Annotated in this window: 13 protein-coding genes; 1 reads left to right on the forward strand and 12 read right to left on the reverse strand. The window is 35.1% G+C overall.

From position 1 onward, the window contains the following. Positions 1-12: 12 nt before the first annotated feature. The 4 genes from WC614_09675 to WC614_09690 are packed head-to-tail and all read right to left on the reverse strand — an operon-like array spanning position 13 to position 5,107. Positions 13-984 (reverse strand): glycosyltransferase family 2 protein, encoded by a 972-nt coding sequence (locus WC614_09675; GenBank protein ID MFA5033278.1) that lies wholly within the window; start codon positions 982-984, stop codon positions 13-15. Beyond that, positions 960-2,516: an oligosaccharide flippase family protein gene (locus tag WC614_09680; GenBank protein ID MFA5033279.1), complete on the reverse strand. Its 1,557-nt coding sequence runs from the start codon at positions 2,514-2,516 to the stop codon at positions 960-962. Before WC614_09680 ends, WC614_09675 begins: the two co-directional genes overlap by 25 nt. 60 nt (positions 2,517-2,576) lie before the next feature. Then, on the reverse strand, positions 2,577-3,638 hold the full coding sequence (locus tag WC614_09685) for a glycosyltransferase family 4 protein (GenBank protein MFA5033280.1): 1,062 nt from the start codon (positions 3,636-3,638) through the stop codon (positions 2,577-2,579). Further along, positions 3,635-5,107, reverse strand: a complete 1,473-nt coding sequence (locus tag WC614_09690) for an oligosaccharide flippase family protein (protein MFA5033281.1) — start codon at positions 5,105-5,107, stop codon at positions 3,635-3,637. The genes WC614_09685 and WC614_09690 overlap by 4 nt, the downstream gene beginning before the upstream one ends. 362 nt (positions 5,108-5,469) lie before the next feature. Between WC614_09690 and WC614_09695 the strand changes: the two genes are divergently transcribed. Further along, a complete protein-coding gene (locus WC614_09695; GenBank protein MFA5033282.1) occupies positions 5,470-7,239 on the forward strand; it encodes an asparagine synthase-related protein in 1,770 nt (589 codons plus the stop codon). Positions 7,240-7,346: 107 nt separating this feature from the next. Here the strand turns inward: WC614_09695 and WC614_09700 are convergent, their stop codons facing one another. From WC614_09700 to WC614_09735, 8 genes are all read right to left on the reverse strand, one after another. Continuing rightward, entirely contained in the window at positions 7,347-9,086 is a 1,740-nt protein-coding gene (locus WC614_09700) for a formate--tetrahydrofolate ligase (protein MFA5033283.1), read from the reverse strand. A gap of 47 nt (positions 9,087-9,133) precedes the next feature. After that, positions 9,134-10,021 carry a tetrahydrofolate dehydrogenase/cyclohydrolase catalytic domain-containing protein gene (locus WC614_09705; protein MFA5033284.1) on the reverse strand — a complete coding sequence of 296 codons (888 nt, stop codon included), beginning with the start codon at positions 10,019-10,021 and terminating at the stop codon, positions 9,134-9,136. A gap of 170 nt (positions 10,022-10,191) precedes the next feature. Beyond that, positions 10,192-11,394 (reverse strand): rod shape-determining protein RodA, encoded by a 1,203-nt coding sequence (gene rodA / locus WC614_09710; protein ID MFA5033285.1) that lies wholly within the window; start codon positions 11,392-11,394, stop codon positions 10,192-10,194. Between the two features lie 79 nt (positions 11,395-11,473). Beyond that, a complete protein-coding gene (locus WC614_09715; protein ID MFA5033286.1) occupies positions 11,474-12,415 on the reverse strand; it encodes a UDP-glucuronic acid decarboxylase family protein in 942 nt (313 codons plus the stop codon). Continuing rightward, entirely contained in the window at positions 12,412-13,164 is a 753-nt protein-coding gene (locus WC614_09720) for an MBL fold metallo-hydrolase (protein ID MFA5033287.1), read from the reverse strand. The genes WC614_09715 and WC614_09720 overlap by 4 nt, the downstream gene beginning before the upstream one ends. A 2-nt stretch (positions 13,165-13,166) precedes the next feature. Continuing rightward, a complete protein-coding gene (gene yidD, locus WC614_09725; GenBank protein MFA5033288.1) occupies positions 13,167-13,376 on the reverse strand; it encodes a membrane protein insertion efficiency factor YidD in 210 nt (69 codons plus the stop codon). A gap of 125 nt (positions 13,377-13,501) precedes the next feature. After that, entirely contained in the window at positions 13,502-15,358 is a 1,857-nt protein-coding gene (mnmG, locus tag WC614_09730) for a tRNA uridine-5-carboxymethylaminomethyl(34) synthesis enzyme MnmG (protein MFA5033289.1), read from the reverse strand. Positions 15,359-15,510: 152 nt separating this feature from the next. After that, a complete protein-coding gene (locus tag WC614_09735) occupies positions 15,511-16,695 on the reverse strand; it encodes a 2,3-bisphosphoglycerate-independent phosphoglycerate mutase (protein MFA5033290.1) in 1,185 nt (394 codons plus the stop codon). Positions 16,696-16,826 lie beyond the last annotated feature (131 nt).

Genomic DNA, 16,826 nt, shown 5'->3' on the forward strand with positions numbered 1-16,826 from the left:
AGGAGAGAATTTTCATGATAGGAGTCCGTCTCTAAATGCCCGCATATAAGCGTATATTATATTAGATTTTAATTTCCTATCCCGTAGAAGCTCGTAAACCCTAATTGGAAATAACCTGAAAATATATGTACCAAAAACCTTAAAGAAAACTTTTTTTTCAAAATGTTTTCTTAAAACCCAAAGCCAATTTCTATGCCAGTAATAGATTAAATCCGTATTACTCTCGGAATATTCATTTATCTTTTCCGTAAGCAAACGGAAACTTGTTGATATTTTGTGCCAGATAACGGATTCAGGCGAGACACAAACTTTGTAGCCTGCTTCTCTTGCGCTTAGGCAATAATCATCATCCTCGTGTATCAGGAAGAAAGATTCATCCATAAGCCCGATTTTTCTTATTACTTCCGTCCGTATTAACATACAACATCCGGGGATACTTTCTACTTCTTTTAGATCATCGTATTGCTCATTATCCATCTCATTACATCCTATAAGTTCCGTACCGCAATAAGGGACTTTTGCTTCCCGTATTATTCCTGCAACAAATCTTATTCCTATTGCCCATATTTTCTTTAATGAATTGAAATAATATATTTTAGGGCCGACAATGCCTATCTTTGAGTCTGATTCGGCTAAATCTACCAGTTTATTTAAGAAATTTTTATTTACTATTATATCCTGGTTAAGCAATAGGACATATTTTGAATTATCTTTAATTGCTTCTTTTATTCCAATATTCATTCCACCTGCAAATCCAAGATTAGTTTTGTTCTCAATTATTTGTACGGAAGGGAATTTTTCAACAATAAGCCGCAATGAATTGTCAGTAGAGGCATTATCTACAACAAGAATTTTGCCCCACGTTTCGCCCCGGGATATGTAATCCGGGGATGATGCCAAAGTAGAATTGAGTGAATTCAAGCACTCAATAGTATCATTCTTCCCGTTCCAGTTTAAGATTATGATGAAAACTTTCGTAGCCATATATTTTTAAGGAAAGTTATTTCTGATTTGTTAAAATAATTACTTCTTAATACGATATACAAATAAACGCCCATAAAAACAATGCCGGATACTATAAATATTTCAAACCCTTTCAAACGGGAAAAAAATTCCAAATAGAAGAGAAGCGTTCCCATACGACCAAGATAAGTAACCAATCCCGCAACTATAGTAGCAATTAGTGGTATTGCTATCGTATGTTTAAAGAAGAAAAAATTACTAATGTTCAGCCATTTATTAAAAAGGGCAATAAATACTATAGAGCCGATAAAAACAGCAATAGCGCCTCCAACTATTGTTCCCCAGAATCCGTATTTTATTATCAAGGGGATAGACAATCCGATATTTAAGGTTAACATAACAAGTCCGGATTTCAACGGGATATCAGGTTTCCCGACACCGATAGCAATATTATATCCCATAGCAGTAATAAAATTAACGGTCATACCTGCTATCAGGATACGCATTACACCAATAGGGATACGGTGATTAGGTCCAAGTGAATATCCCATCCACAAAAACATAAACATTCCTGCGGTAAGGAACAAAAAAAGCATACAGGGAAAAATTATAAAATTAAAATATCTTGTTCCTTTAATGTAAAAATTAACCAATTCTTCTTTTTTATGCGAGGTAGAAATTTCCGAAGTGGCTGGCATAATTGGTGCAATAAGACAAAATAACAAGCTTCTGAATTTATTAACTGCCCTTTGTCCAATTTCAAAAAAACCTACCATGTTTATAGAAAGGAAATGACCAATCAATAATTTATCAATAGAGTCGTTTATAAAACCTGCTAATTCCGTTATTCTAACAACGATACCAAAACTTAATATTTTTTTGAAAACATCTTTATTTAAAGAGCAGGAAAACAATTTTAAGGGAGGATAAATTTTTATAGAAACAATTAAGACTATCAAACTGTCAATTATGGTAATTATTAAAGCGTTTAGCATAATTCCTTGGAGTCCATAACCCTTTTCTAGGAACAGTATAGTTCCTGCAATATTTAATATCGATACATAAATATTAATCTTATTAATTATGCCAAATCTTTGTAACCCAACCAATAAAGTATGAAAAACACTAAATAAATTTTTTATACCAAAAGCAATTAGCCCTAATTTAAACGCGAAAAAGGCATTAGCTTTAAGTTCCGGGGTAATTTTGAAAAAACCAAGAATAGGATTTACAAGTAAAAGCCCGACAACAAGAATAAGTATTGATAAAAGCAAACAGATAAGAAAAACAACATTTATTATTTTATTTATTTCGTAATGTTCTTTTTTTGCGTGAAATTCGGCAATATATTTAATAAGAGGCTGGTGAACGGCAACATCAGCCAAACTAAAATAGGATATTACTGCTCCGATAATTGCCCATATACCAAAATTTGCTACTCCAATATTAATAATAATATACGGCGTAAGGAAAAAACTAACAAGAAGACTCCAGAAATATCCGACAGTATTAAAAGCAGTATTTTTTACGAGTTTTCTTATTATTTGAGTCATAGTATGAAGTTTTTCATCACTGTCAAGGTTACCAGCAGATTTATGCAATGGTCCATTTTTTCATTTATTTTTATACTTCTTTATTATGTCAAGGAATGCTGATTCTACTATTCCCATATTTTCATATCTATCACCATATCTTCTTATAATTTCAGTATTTTTAAGAGATGCTTTTTCCATTAACAAGGGATTAGAAAGCGCTTTAATAATCTTGCCTGCGAGTTTTATCGGATCATTTAGAGGTGTCAGGTAACCATTAACGCCATCTTTAATCCATTCTTTATTACCTATAATATCCGTTACAACCGGGAAAGCGCCACAAGACATAGCTTCCAATAAAGTAACGGAAGTAGAATCCGAAAAAGAAGTAGATACGTATACGGAAGCCTCTCCTAACAGCTTTGCGAGTCTTTGTTCTGAAAGAAAGGGCACAAATTCTATTTTAGATTCAATCCCTAATTTTTTAACAAGAGAAAATATTTTATCTCGATAGGATCCCATATCAAGCATTACGGGTTTAACGTTGCACTGAGAGATCACGGCAGGAAGCGCATTAACAAAGAGTTCTGGGTTGCAGACATATTCAAGCCTTCGCATATATACGACTTTAGGAGGCAATGTTTTTTTAAGTGGCTTAAAAACAGGCGTATCTATACCAATAGGGACATTTAAGATGCGGCTATACGGAATACCAAATTTATTGACAGCATCTTTGAGAATTTTCCCATCAGTAGTAACAAGGTCGGCCTTATTCAGTGTGTATTTTATTCTTGCTTTTCTAAAAATTCCCTTACGAGGCGGCTCAAGAACATCCGAGCCAAAGCAGGAAACAACAAGGGGTCTATATCCAATAATAGCGGATACGAAACCATAATTGGGAACAAAGTGAGCATTTATAATATCCGGGTTAATAGATTTAATAAGAGAAGCAATTTTACCAATTGATAAAGGGTATTTAAGAAATCCGGGTAATTGTTTTGATGGGATAGTATGCTCTATTCCGGATGTCCCGATACTTTTTTGCAAGGAAATCAGATAAACTTCTGCCCCACGACTCTTAAAATAATTCACCCAATTCCCGGCGTGAGGATAACTTGCATCTCCAAGAACACATAGTTTCATGGCAAAAAGCTTTTGAACAAAGAGCGCATTTGTTGTTTTTCCAAAGAAGAGAATAGTGAGGGATTAAGAAGAAATAACCCGTAGGATACGGTTACAAAAGCGCTTAGCATAATAAGTTCTATTTTATGGTCACTAAAATAAGGCACTCTGAAAGTAAAATAGGTTATTAACCCGATAATAACGCCAGTCCCTATTATTTTATAGAAAAATAGGGGATTAAATTTCAACGAAGTATGGAGTTGAGCTACCCATACAATATTATATATTAAAGTAGCAAAAGTAGCTATCAAGTAAGCCATACCCACGCCTGCGATTTGGAATTTTTGGATTAAAATCGTAACACATATTATGTATACCAAAACCCATATAATGGAGGATATCAAGTTAAATATAATTTTCCCGGTAGCCCTCATAGCCGTAGATATTGGAGCATATACAGCGGAAAGAAGGATAGAGATTCCCAGGAAACATACGGTAGAAAAAGCGCCTGAATAAGCTTGAGTAGATAAGGTTCTTAAGATAAGTTTTCCTCCCGTTAAAATTATGATTACAAATATTATACTTATAACGAAAAGTAATTTTATAAGCAATTCTAATTTTTGTCCCAGAACACTCTTTTCGCCCTGTTCCCAGTAGTAGGTAATTTCCGGACTTGCAGCTTCCAGTGGGATATCTAGGATTCGCCTTGCAAAACTTGTCACTTTATCTGCCATAGCAAACATAGCAACAAATTGCATACCAAGAAAATACCCTATAATTAATCTATCCAGGAAGTAAGTGAGAGAAACCAAAAGTCCCAGAAAGATAGCATATTTCCAGTAAGGAAGTATTTCTTTTAAGGATGATGCAGGATTAAAAGACAAGCATTTAATTTGATTAAACAATAAAATCAATCCCAGTACAATACTAATGGAAGATGCAAACATATAAATCATAAGTAAAACATGGGAAGACAAATAATTACGGAATAAAAATATCAATAACGTTAACGATAGTAGATAAAACAAATTTAACAGGGTAGAGTAGTGCATCTTTCGTAATCCATTAAAGGCAGTAAAAATAAGTGTAAAATAAGCGACCACTGAAAAAGCAATATAACTAAAAGCGAGATATGTTCCTATTGTGACATCCTTGTAAATGAAAAGCCCTAATCTATACCCAAAGAAGAAGAGTATTATATATACCAAAAGAGTGATTAAAAGATAACATCCCGACAAAGAAATAAACAGGGAAGACAGTTTTTTCCTATCCTCTATAGCATGGAATTTAGGTAAATACCGGACGAGGACAAAAGGAATACCGAGAAGGAGAATCCCTGAAATAAGTTGTCCGAAAGCGCTAAGGGTAAAAAACGTGCCTAATTCGTTGGGACTAAGATAGAGCGATAAGATTTTGATTTGTAAGAAACCTAGAACGGCACTTAAAATAAATGAAATATATAAGAAAAAAGTATTACGGGCAACTTTCATAAAAAGAATTTATAAAACCTAAAAATAACTGTTTAGAATAGCTATAAAAATAAAAAAGTCAATAGGTTTCTTTATTTCTTTAGAGAAGGAAGAAAATTTGTTAAAATAATAGAGATATCGGGACATTAGAACGAAATACTATATACGGAATTAAAAAACTTGACTTACTTAGTTAAACCATTATTTTTACTTGAAGGAAGCTAGTTTATTACCGAGGATTAGTAAGTATTACGCTTAATTTGAGTTTATAAGAAAATATGCCCAAAAAAATCTATTTTAATGAATAAATAGTTTAGATAAAACTTATGCCGGGAATTGTTGGAATTTTCTCAAAAAAAGATGAAAGAACAAATTTCAACAAAATGATAGATTTGTTGAAACATGAGAATTGGTATAAAACAGACAAATATGAAGAAGGAAATATATATATTAGCAGAATTCATTTCGGAGTATTTAATCCCTCCCCTCAACCCGTATTTAACCAAAAAAGGGATATAGTTTTGTTTTTGGATGGTAAAATTTATCCCGGCACCGAGAATGATGCCGAGTTTTGTTTAGCATCGTACGAAAAGAATGGTATTGAATTTGTAAAATCCTTAAACGGAACATTTTTTATCGCAATTTACGAGTTAAAAAGTAAAAAAATAATTCTTGCAAACGACAGGTATGGGTTTTTTCCTTATTATTATAGTTTACAAGGAGAGAGATTTGCATTCTCGCCGGAAGCAAAATCAATTTTACAAGCAGGTTTAAATAGAACGATAAATATGGAAGCGTTGGGGGAATATCTTTCTTTTGGAATGTTTTTGGGAGACAAGACTATTTTTGAAGGGATACATCTTTTGCCTGCCGGAACAATACTTATTTACGACAAAAATAAGATTCACCTAAAAAAATACTGGGAGTTTAAGTATCAATGCGATTACAACATTTCCGAAAAAAGATATGTTGAAGAGTTAGTAGAAACTTTCCGCACAGGCATAAATATGCAATTAGAGGACAACCTAAGGTACTGTATGGAGCTTAGCGGAGGATTGGACTCAAGATGCATTGTAGGAGCAATAAACAAAGAAAACAGGGAAAAAGTTTTCGCTCTTTGTTTTGGCGAAAAATCATGTGACGAGATGGTTATAGCAAGAAAAGTAGCAGACAAGTGCAATCTAAAATTTATAACAGAGAACGTATCCCCCCAAAGCATCATAAATAATTCTGAAAAGATAGTTTATTTAAGTGAAGGGCGGCAGCATATTGGTGTAAGTTATTTTTTTCCGATATACGATAGAATAAAAAAGATATCGGATGTTTACATAGGTGGTTTCGCAACGGACATTCTTTTGAGTGGTAGATTTTCGCGACGCGCACTAAAAGGGTGTGAATCGCATCCGCAATTATTTGATAAGTTATTCAATTGGTCTCGCTTGTTTGATCAGCACGAAATAAACAAATTATTTAATTCCACTTATAAAAACAAAATTAATGAATCAGTGCATTCATCTTACAAAGTAGAATGGGAAAAATCCTATGATAAAGATTTGACAAATACTGTCGACAATTATTTTTTCCGAACAAGATTTACTTATTCCAACAGCCGATTGATGGAGTTCTCTTGCCCTTCGTCGGATAATGCGTTTGTAGATATCGCATTAAAAGTACCTCCGGAAACCAGATTTTACCATAGGCTTTATCGGAAATTTATGGAAGTTCTGTCTCCGGATTTATCGAAAATAGCATATCAAAAAACGATGTTGCCTCTTTACTTCCCAACATATTTATGGAAACTTGGCTTATCATATCAAGTCGGGAAACAGAGAGCAAAGAATCTTATATGTAACCTATCTTCCGGGAAAATATCTTTGCCAAACCATCACGGGTATGTATTTTTCTCTGACTGGATAAGAAACAACGAAAATTTTTCTTCCTTTTTAGAAAAAACGGTGCTTAATAAAGAAGCAAGGATGAACGAGTTCTTTGATAGGAAATATATTGAAAATTTATTTTATTTACATAAAGCAGGGAAACAGGATAATTCTTCTAAATTGCTCTTTTTAGCAACGATAGAATTTTTGCTTCAAATCTTTTTTGAAAAAGACAGAGAATTAGAGGATTATATATTTCATACAAAACCGCTATAATAGATTATTTGAGTTTATCCTTCATTTTATCGTCCAAGAAGTTCACATAATAGAAAAGGGGAAAAGTAAACTTTTCCCCTTTTAAACTGTATAGAGCAACTTTATTTTTAAAATAATCCCTGTATTCTTCCTGTTTTCAGGTCAACATCGACTCTTTTGAATGCCGGGTCAGACGATAAACCTGGCATAGTCGGGAAATTTCCCGTAAGCGGGTATAAAAATCCTGCACCAACACAAGCTTTTATATCGCGCACTTTTAAACGCCATCCTTTAGGAGCACCAAGAATAGATGGATCATGGGTTAATGAAAGATGTGTTTTAGCCATATTAAGAGTTAATTTATTGTATCCGAGTTCAGTATACAATTTAATTTTCGTTTCGGCAGCCGGTTCATAATCAACACCATCAGCGCCGTAAAGTGTTTTCGCAGTAGCTTCTATTTTTTCCTTTATAGAAGCTTCTTCCGAGTATAGGAATTTGATTTTCGATGGTTTATCTGCGGCTTTGATTACTGCTTTGGCCAAATCAATAGCGCCTTCTCCGCCTTCTCCCCATGCATTATGTGGAACTGCATCGTCAGCACCTAATTCAATGGCAAGTTTACGAATCAATTCAACTTCTTTATCAGTATCTGAAGTAAACTTGTTAATAGCCACTACAGCATTAACCCCATAAGATTTAACTATATTTATATGGGCAGCAAGATTGGATCTACAACCTGCTTCAAGAGCGGGTAAATTTTCTTTTTCAGCAAATTCTTTAATCTTGGAATAAGACATTCCCGGTCTCATGTGGAAAGCACCGCCATGTTGTTTAAGAGCGCGGACAGATGAAACGATAACTGCGCAATCTACTGTTAAACCCGGGGTTTGGCGTAATTTTACATCCATTAATTTAGCAAATCCGCAATCTGCGCCGAATCCACTTTCACTAACTACATAATCACAAAGTTTTAAGCCGACAAGACTGGCAAGCGCGGAATTGTTCCCGTGTGCTACATTAGCAAATGGGAATCCACTACAAATAACGGGATGATTTTCCGTTGATTGAACTAAATTCGGTTTAATCGCATCTACCAGCAATGCGGTCATAGCTCCTGCGACTTTTAAGTCTTCACAAGTAACCGGTTTGCCATCATAAGTAAAACCAATAACTATTCTTCCCAATCTTTTTCTTAAATCAGCTAATCCGCTAGTAAGAGCATGAATAGCTGCGGTTTCAGTAGCTACAGTAATAGAATACCCTGTTTGACGAGGATATCCATTAAGTTTTCCACCAATTCCGACTATTATATCTCTTAATGCCCTGTCATTAAGGTCAACACATCTTGGCCATGTTACACTCAAGGGGTCAATATTAAGAGGATTTTTTAATAAAATACTTGTATCTATTGCCGCAGCGCATAAGTTATGAGCTGTTTCAACGGCATGAATATCACCCGTAAAATGAAGATTAATATTTTCCATGGGAAGCATTTGAGAGTATCCTCCACCGCAAGCTCCGCCTTTAATACCAAAAGTTGGTCCCTTGGAAGGTTCGCGCAATGCATTGCATACATTAACTCCAAGTTTAGCCATAGCCTGTCCGATACCAAGACTTGTAACCGTCTTTCCTTCCCCAAGTGGAGTAGGCGTAATTGCCGTTACCGTAATAAATTTTCCATTAGGTCGATTTTTTAATCTTTCCAGAACCCCAGCGTAATCAATTTTTGCCATATATTTTCCATAAGGCTCAATTTCATTATCTTTAATCCCCATCTTCTTTGCAATATCTATTATTGGTAAGAGTTCTGTTTCCTGTGCGATATCAATATCACTTGGCACAGGATATCTTCTTTTTACAGCCATCTTTCCTCCTAGTTATATGTTCCTAAAACGTATAATAAAATGTTCATTTAAAGTAAACCTGCCGTTCTCTCAGCGGATTCTACCGTATTCATAAGCAACATAGTAACGGTCATTGGGCCGACGCCTCCGGGCACCGGTGTAATAGCTTCTGCTTTTTCCTTCATTGCTTCAAAATCGCAATCTCCGACAAGTCTAAAGCCTTTCGTAGCAGTAGGATCAGGAACTCTATTTACTCCAACATCAATAACTACGCAACCTTCTCGAATCATATCTGCAGTTATTGCTTTGGGGACACCCATAGCTGCAACCAAAATGTCTGCCTGTTTTGTAAAATAATGTAAATCCTTGGTTCCCGTATGACAAATCGTTACCGTAGCATTAGCGCCTTTTTTCTTTTGTATAAGGAGAGCTGCGAGTGGTTTTCCGACAATATTACTCCTACCGCAAACCACTACGTGTTTTCCTTCCGGACTATATCCACTTCTTACGAGTAATTGTAAAACTCCATAAGGCGTACAGGGCAAGGGGCAAGGTTCTCCTCTTAATAATTTGCCAACATTTATCGGGTGAAACCCATCCGCATCTTTTTCAGGAGAAATAAAATTAATTATTTTATCGGTACTAATATGTTTAGGCAAAGGCAATTGAACTAAAAAACCATTAAATCTTGGGTCTTTATTAAGTCTATCAACGGTTTTTAAGACTTCTTCTTCAGGGACATCTGCGGGGAAATTAATAGTTTGTTCAAAAATACCGATTTCGGCAGAACCTTTTGCTTTTGCGGTAACATAAGAGACGGAAGCCGGATCTTCGCCAACTAATACAACTCCCAAGCCCGGGGTTATGCCTTTTTCTTTTAATTTTTGAACTCTTACTTTTAATTCTTCTCTGACCAGAGCCGCCACTTCAATGCCTTTTATAATTTTTGCTGACATCTACGCCTCCCTTCTTTACATATAATTAATCTACGTTATAAAGTATCTTCAACATAAGCAAAAGAACGAATATGTCAAGTATAAAAAGACTAGGGGATTTTTGTTATTCCTGGATAATTCTTATAATTTCAAAAGGGCAAATACAATATGAATTATTTATTGAAATATTGTTAATATTCATATCTATGGGCATAGATATTTAGCATTAACCCAATCATTGCAAGGGAGACTAACATATTCGACCCCCCATAACTTACAAATGGCAATGGGACACCTACAACCGGCATAACACCGGCTGCCATACCTGTATTTACTATTACCTGAAAAACGATAATTCCTGCTATACCTATAGCAAGATACCGATTAAAATTTGAACGAGAAGCTTTTGCAATTAGGATACTTTTTAGCACCAACAAAAAGAAGAAAAAAAGCAATGCGAAGCATCCAACAAAACCAAATTCTTCAGATACAACCGCAAAAATAAAATCAGTATGCGCTTCAGGTAAAAAATCAAATCCTTTTTGTGTGCCTTGCATAAACCCTTTTCCTAAAAGTCCACCCGAACCTATGGCAATTTTAGATTGTTTTATTTGCCACCCCATACCCTGTGGATCTTTAGAAGGCACAATAAAACTCTCTATTCGCATTTTCTGGTACGGTTTTAAAAAATGATTCCACACAATAGGGGTTAAACTTCCGCATATTAGGTTAATCAAAAATATTGTAATAATTTCATTTAACGGAACTCTCCTCCAGTATAATATTAGTAACATAAGAATTAAATATATTGCAAGAGATATCCAATGTGCGCCTGCAATAATCGCAATAACCGGAGACACAAGAGTAAAAAGATATAACCATGGCGTCCCTTTATAAAAAGGCAGAAACCCGGCAAGAAAAATAAAAACAAGAGAACTACCAAGGTCCGGTTCTATTAATATGAGCAAACAAGGTAGCAAACAAAGAACTATGGGAACAATAAGGTTTCGTAATTTTTTTACCTCAAATTTTTTATTTGACATAAAACTTGCGATCAAAAAAATAGTGCCAAGTTTTGCAACTTCAGAACCTTGAAGCTGAAAAAAGCCTAATTTGAGCCATCTGTGAGTTCCACCTGGGCCACTTCCTACAAGACGAACAACAATTAATAAAAAAATTGAAGCAACGTAAAATATACTCGAAAACATATTTAAATATTTTAGCGGGAAAAGGTAAAACGCCAAACAGCCTATAAGCCCAACACTTACCCATATACACTGTTTGTAGAAAAGAGTTTGATTTGCACTATAAACTGTAGTTAATCCACTTCCAATTATTAGAAAACTTAACAATAAGAGAATGAAATCAAATTCTTTTAATCTTTTTAGAAACATTCTTGGCGAAACAAGTTGAAAGGTTATTTTTTTATAAGTTTAAATTTTTCCGATAAAAAAGATAACAAAGGGAATTAAATTATTTAGTACCGTTTTGAACTCTTTGAAAATACTCAATAGTATTTTTTAATCCCTGTTCCAGTAGCACTTCAGGTCTCCAATTTAATTTTTCTTTTGCAATGCTTATATCCGGGCGTCTTACTTTAGGATCATCTATCGGCAAATCGCAATAAGTAATTGAACTTTTTGATTTTGTAAGTTTTAATATAATCTCTGCTATATCCGTCATATTTAATTCATTCGGGTTTCCCAAATTAACGGGATCGTTGATTTGAGTATTCATTAATTTCCATAATCCATTAACAAGATCACTGATATAACAAAAACTTCTTGTCTGTTTGCCATTACCATAAACCGTTAAGTCTTCACCTTTAAGCGCTTGACTTATAAAATTAGGGACAGCCCTTCCATCTTCTATTCGCATTCTTTCTCCAAAAGTATTGAATATACGGGCAATTCTGGTATTTAATTTATGAACTCTATGATATGCCATTACCATAGCTTCCGCGTATCTTTTTGCCTCATCATAAACTCCACGAGGTCCTATAGGATTTACATTTCCCCAGTAAGATTCCGGTTGAGGGTTGCACTCAGGGTCTCCATATACTTCGGAGGTAGAAGCCAATAAAAATCCCGCTTTTTTAATTTTTGCGAGACCGAGAGAATTATGGGTTCCGAGCGCACCTACCTTTAAAGTCTGTATAGGATAACGATTATAATCGACCGGTGACGCAGGTGAAGCAAAATGCAGTACCCAATCTACCGTTTCGCTTATGCTTAAATGTTTTGAGACGTCTTGTTCTACAAGTTTGTAATTCGGATTCGAATGAAATTCGGCAATATTCTCACGTCTCCCTGTAAGAAAATTATCAATACAGATTACTTTGTGTCCTTCTTTTAAGAAGAACTCGCTTAGATGAGATCCGATAAATCCTGCCCCACCCGTAATTACTATGTTCATAGTTCTATCCTCATTCCATCATTTGCAGCCACAACTTTAACACCCAGCTCATTGGAAATTTGTTCCGCAAGCAACCATGGTTTGGCTTTCAACATTGTCATACCAAAATGAGTAAGTATGGTAAGTTTTGGCTTGTTTTTTTTTATTATCTTTATAGCATCATCTAAGCACAAATGATATACGATCGAAGAATCTTTTCTCGCAACATTTAGTATAAGAACATCCCCTTTGTAATAATCGGGCAATAAATCAAAATAATTTGTATCCGTTACATAAGAGATTGTATGTTTTTTTCCAATAAAGTTTATACCGTAGGTATCTTCAGCATGCAGATGTTTCACCGGCGTTTCAATGGAAATATTCTTTAATGCATATTTTCCCTTTTCAATCAATATCTGTATGTCTTTAACATATCCCCGAATATATCTTAATATTACAGGATCCTCTTCCAAAGCATTAAATGGAGCAAAAACAGTGCCGCGTACATTGTACCCTCCATCTGTCATTGCTTCTATCATTACATTTATATCTGCAGAATGGTCAAGATGACGATGAGATAATATTATGCCGTCAAGTTTTGTAGGGTCAAGTTTTGGCCTACTTTTCACACATTTTACGAGAGAACCGGGTCCCGGATCAACAAGGAGTTGTGTATCATCAAGAGTAATCCAAATCCCACCGGAGGCTCGTAATTGTTTTGCAACAGTTACTCTTGCTCCTGCTGTTCCGAGAAATATAATTTGGTCCATTATTAAGGTACGGGGTCACAACCTCCAATATGCCAGGGGTTACATTTTAGGATTCTCCAGATGCCTAAACCAAATCCTTTTAGTACTCCATATTTTTCTATAGCTTCGATTGTATAAACCGAACAAGTCGGATGAAACCTACAGGAATGTATCAAGAATGGGGAGAAGTATATATGATAAGCTTTAATGAAAAATATAAATATTTTACGCATTAATTAGTAAAAATTAATATACCCTATTTAAGAAATTGCAACTTATTTTTTATAATAAACTCTGATTTTATGGTTTTTGTAGGATTTACCTGCTTCGTAAGATAAGTTAAGTTAATTTATTTTAATTAATGAGATTTTTTTAACGTAAAAAATAATCGAATTATATCTGCCGACCGAACCCCACCAATCCGTTTTGCCTGTTCCAACGTCACAGGTTTAATTTTTGATAATTTTTCACAGGCTTCCCGCGAAAGCCCATTTACTTTATAGAAATCAAATCCTTGGGGTATCTCGTAAGATTCTGATTCATTGAATTTTTTTACCAACGCGTATTCTCTTTTTATATAGCCTTCATATTTTACAAGGAATTCAAGTCTTATCTTTTCGTTACCGGTAAGTTTTTCTATAAATTGTTCGATCATTTCTATTTTTATTTCCGGTCTTTTTAATATTTGAAATGCAGATGAGGATTTCGTTATCGGCATAGAATCGTTTTCTTTTAATACGGGATTTATAGACTCCGGTTTTAATTGTGTAGATTTAAGTTCGCGTAATTTAACTTTAACGCTTTCCACTAATTTTTGAGTTTTATTATATTCTTTTTTAGGGATAAGTCCAAACTCCAGGCCATATTTCATAAGTCTTTCGTCTGCATTGTGTTCTGGGAGGATAAGTCTATGTTCTACGCGTGATGTAAACATTCTATACGGTTCCAAAATCTCTTTTGTAGATAAATCATCTGTCAAAACTCCAATATATGCTTCGTAACGAGGCAGTATAAATTGTGGTTTACCTTTTACTTTCAATGCTGCATTTATTCCTGTTATAATCCCCTGTGAAGCGGCTTCTTCATAACCGGATGTTCCGAGTATTTGTCCCGCAAGGTACAAGTTTTTTATTATTTTCGTCTCAAGAGAAGGGTATACTTGTACGGGGAGAACAAAATCATATTCAATTGCATAACCGGGTCTTATTATTCTCACTTTTTCAAGTCCCGGAATTGTATGCAAAAAATCTAATTGTACGGCTTCAGGCAAAGAAGTTGATACTCCATTCAAGTAACATTCATTAGTATCCACACCGTCAGGTTCTATAAATACCTGATGCGAAGTTTTCTCTTTAAAACGAACACATTTATCTTCTATAGAAGGGCAATATCTTGCTCCAATCCCTTTAATTATTCCACTATATAAAGGAGAGGATTTAAGATTCTGTAAAATTATTTTTTGAGTTAACATATTTGTGTGGGTAATGTAACAGGGACAAGCTGTTGGGTTATTCTTTTTTGTTCTATGAGAAAAGCGATGGGCTCCTTTATCGGGAGATTGTTCAATCATTTTATCAAAATCTATAGTCCTGATATCAACTCTTGCAGAAGTTCCCGTTTTTAGTCTTCCCAATTGAAATCCCAACTTTTTTAATGAATCGGATAATTCTGTGGAAGGCAATTCCCCCATCCTGCCGGATGGATAGTTTTTTAGGCCAATATGTATAAGTCCCTTCAAAAAAGTTCCCGTTGTAATAATTATGGTGTTTGCAAAATATTCCATACCGGAAGCGCTTACTACGCCTATCGCGGATTTTATTGTCCCCTTTTTTGATACGATAATTTCAGTTGCTTCTCCTTGTTGAACGTATAAATTTTCAGTATTTAGGATAATTTTTTGCATTGTTTCACGGTATTTTTTTCTATCTACCTGAGCACGGAGTGATTGAACGGCAAGTCCTTTTTTTGTATTAAGCACTCTATAGCCAATAGAAGCGATATCCGAAACAAATCCGATTTCTCCACCAAGCGCATCCACCTCAAAAATCAGTTGTGATTTACCAAGACCGCCCATTGAAGGATTACAGGAAAGTTGACCGATAGTATCAAGATTAAGCGTCAGCATTAAGGTATTTAGCCCCATTCTTGAAGCAGCGAGAGCTGCTTCACAACCTGCATGCCCTCCGCCGACAACTATACAATCAAACTTATTCATAAACTTGCCTGACAGCAGTCAGGTAATTATGGAACTTAATGCGAAACCTTGAAACTGCAACAAAAAAATAATTCTTTTGTTTGTGGAGATAGTATTAACTATTTTATCTTTATTCCCGGAATATATTTAGATATTCGGACTTAAGAATAAGGTTACGCCCCGAATTTACTGAGTTTTAATGCGTTAGCCAACATTAACGGCAATGCCTGAACGGCACCAAATCTACCGAGCAAACCTTTTGCGCATTCGATTTCGGTAAATCTTTGTGCCGCATCCGGAATTACCCATTTAGAAGAAATTAAAAATGGATTTGGATGCCAGGAATGAGCTTTTAACATTGCGGGCGTAGAATGGTCACCTGTTATTACAAGCACATCGGGCTTAAGTTCTAAGAGTTGTGGGATATACCTATCCACTTCCTCTATTATTTTCACTTTTGATTCAAAATTTCCATCCTCGCCATAAGAATCCGTTTTTTTGATATGCACATAAAAGAAATCATAACTTTGCCAGTTGCTTTTTAGAACATTTATCTCATCTGCAATAGTTGAACCTGTTTCAAGGACATCCATTCCAACTAATTTTGCTAATCCCCGATACATAGGATATGTAGCAATTGCCGCGGGCGTAATTTTAAACCTTTCCCCCATAGTTGAAATGGCAGGTGGCTTGGCAAATCCCCGCAAAAGCACCATATTTGCGGGTGGTTTTAAAATAGATTTTACCTGGAGTACAAAAGAATTTATCACTCTCGCAGTTTTTTCCGCTTCAGGAACAAGTGGTTTACACTCAAGAGGCAGAGCCCCTTCTTTTTGAGGGTCAGTTTCCGTTATCCTGTCATCAAGTCCTTCGCCTCTTAACACAAGAACAAACCTATGTTCTTTTCCGGCAGTAACTTCAAACTTTACACCTTCTACCGGTTTAATATTTGATTGTAATAATGCGCATATTTTTACATTTTCTTCGGTTGCTATCCTACCTGCTCTACGGTCAGTAATTAATCCTTTATCATTAACCGTAGCAAAGTTTCCCCGTGTTGCCACATCATTTGGAATCAACGTTATACCTACGCCAAGAGCTTCAAGAACGCCCCTGCCAATTTGATATTCTACCGGATCATATCCAAACAATGAAAGATGTGCAGGCCCAGAACCGGGTGTGATACCAGGGGAAACAGGGTCAGTAAGTCCTGTCATTGCATTCTTAGTAAGCTTATCAAGATTTGGGGTTTTCGCAGTTTCAAGTTCAGTTTTACCATTTTGTGGGATGCCACCCACACCATCAAGAACAAGCAATAAAATCTTCGAATCTGTTTTTATAGTTAATTTTTCTATCATAATAAGTGTATTTACAATACTCTGGTTACAATGTCAAGGAAAAATCAAATTAGGATTTCCTCTCCAAAATTAACATTTTAAAATAGTAATAACAATTTTTTTATTTCGCTTGACAAACTGGCATATTTAAC

The organism is bacterium (assembly GCA_041649255.1).
GTDB lineage: Bacteria > Hydrothermota > UBA3073 > JACQXS01 > JAQTXJ01 > JAQTXJ01.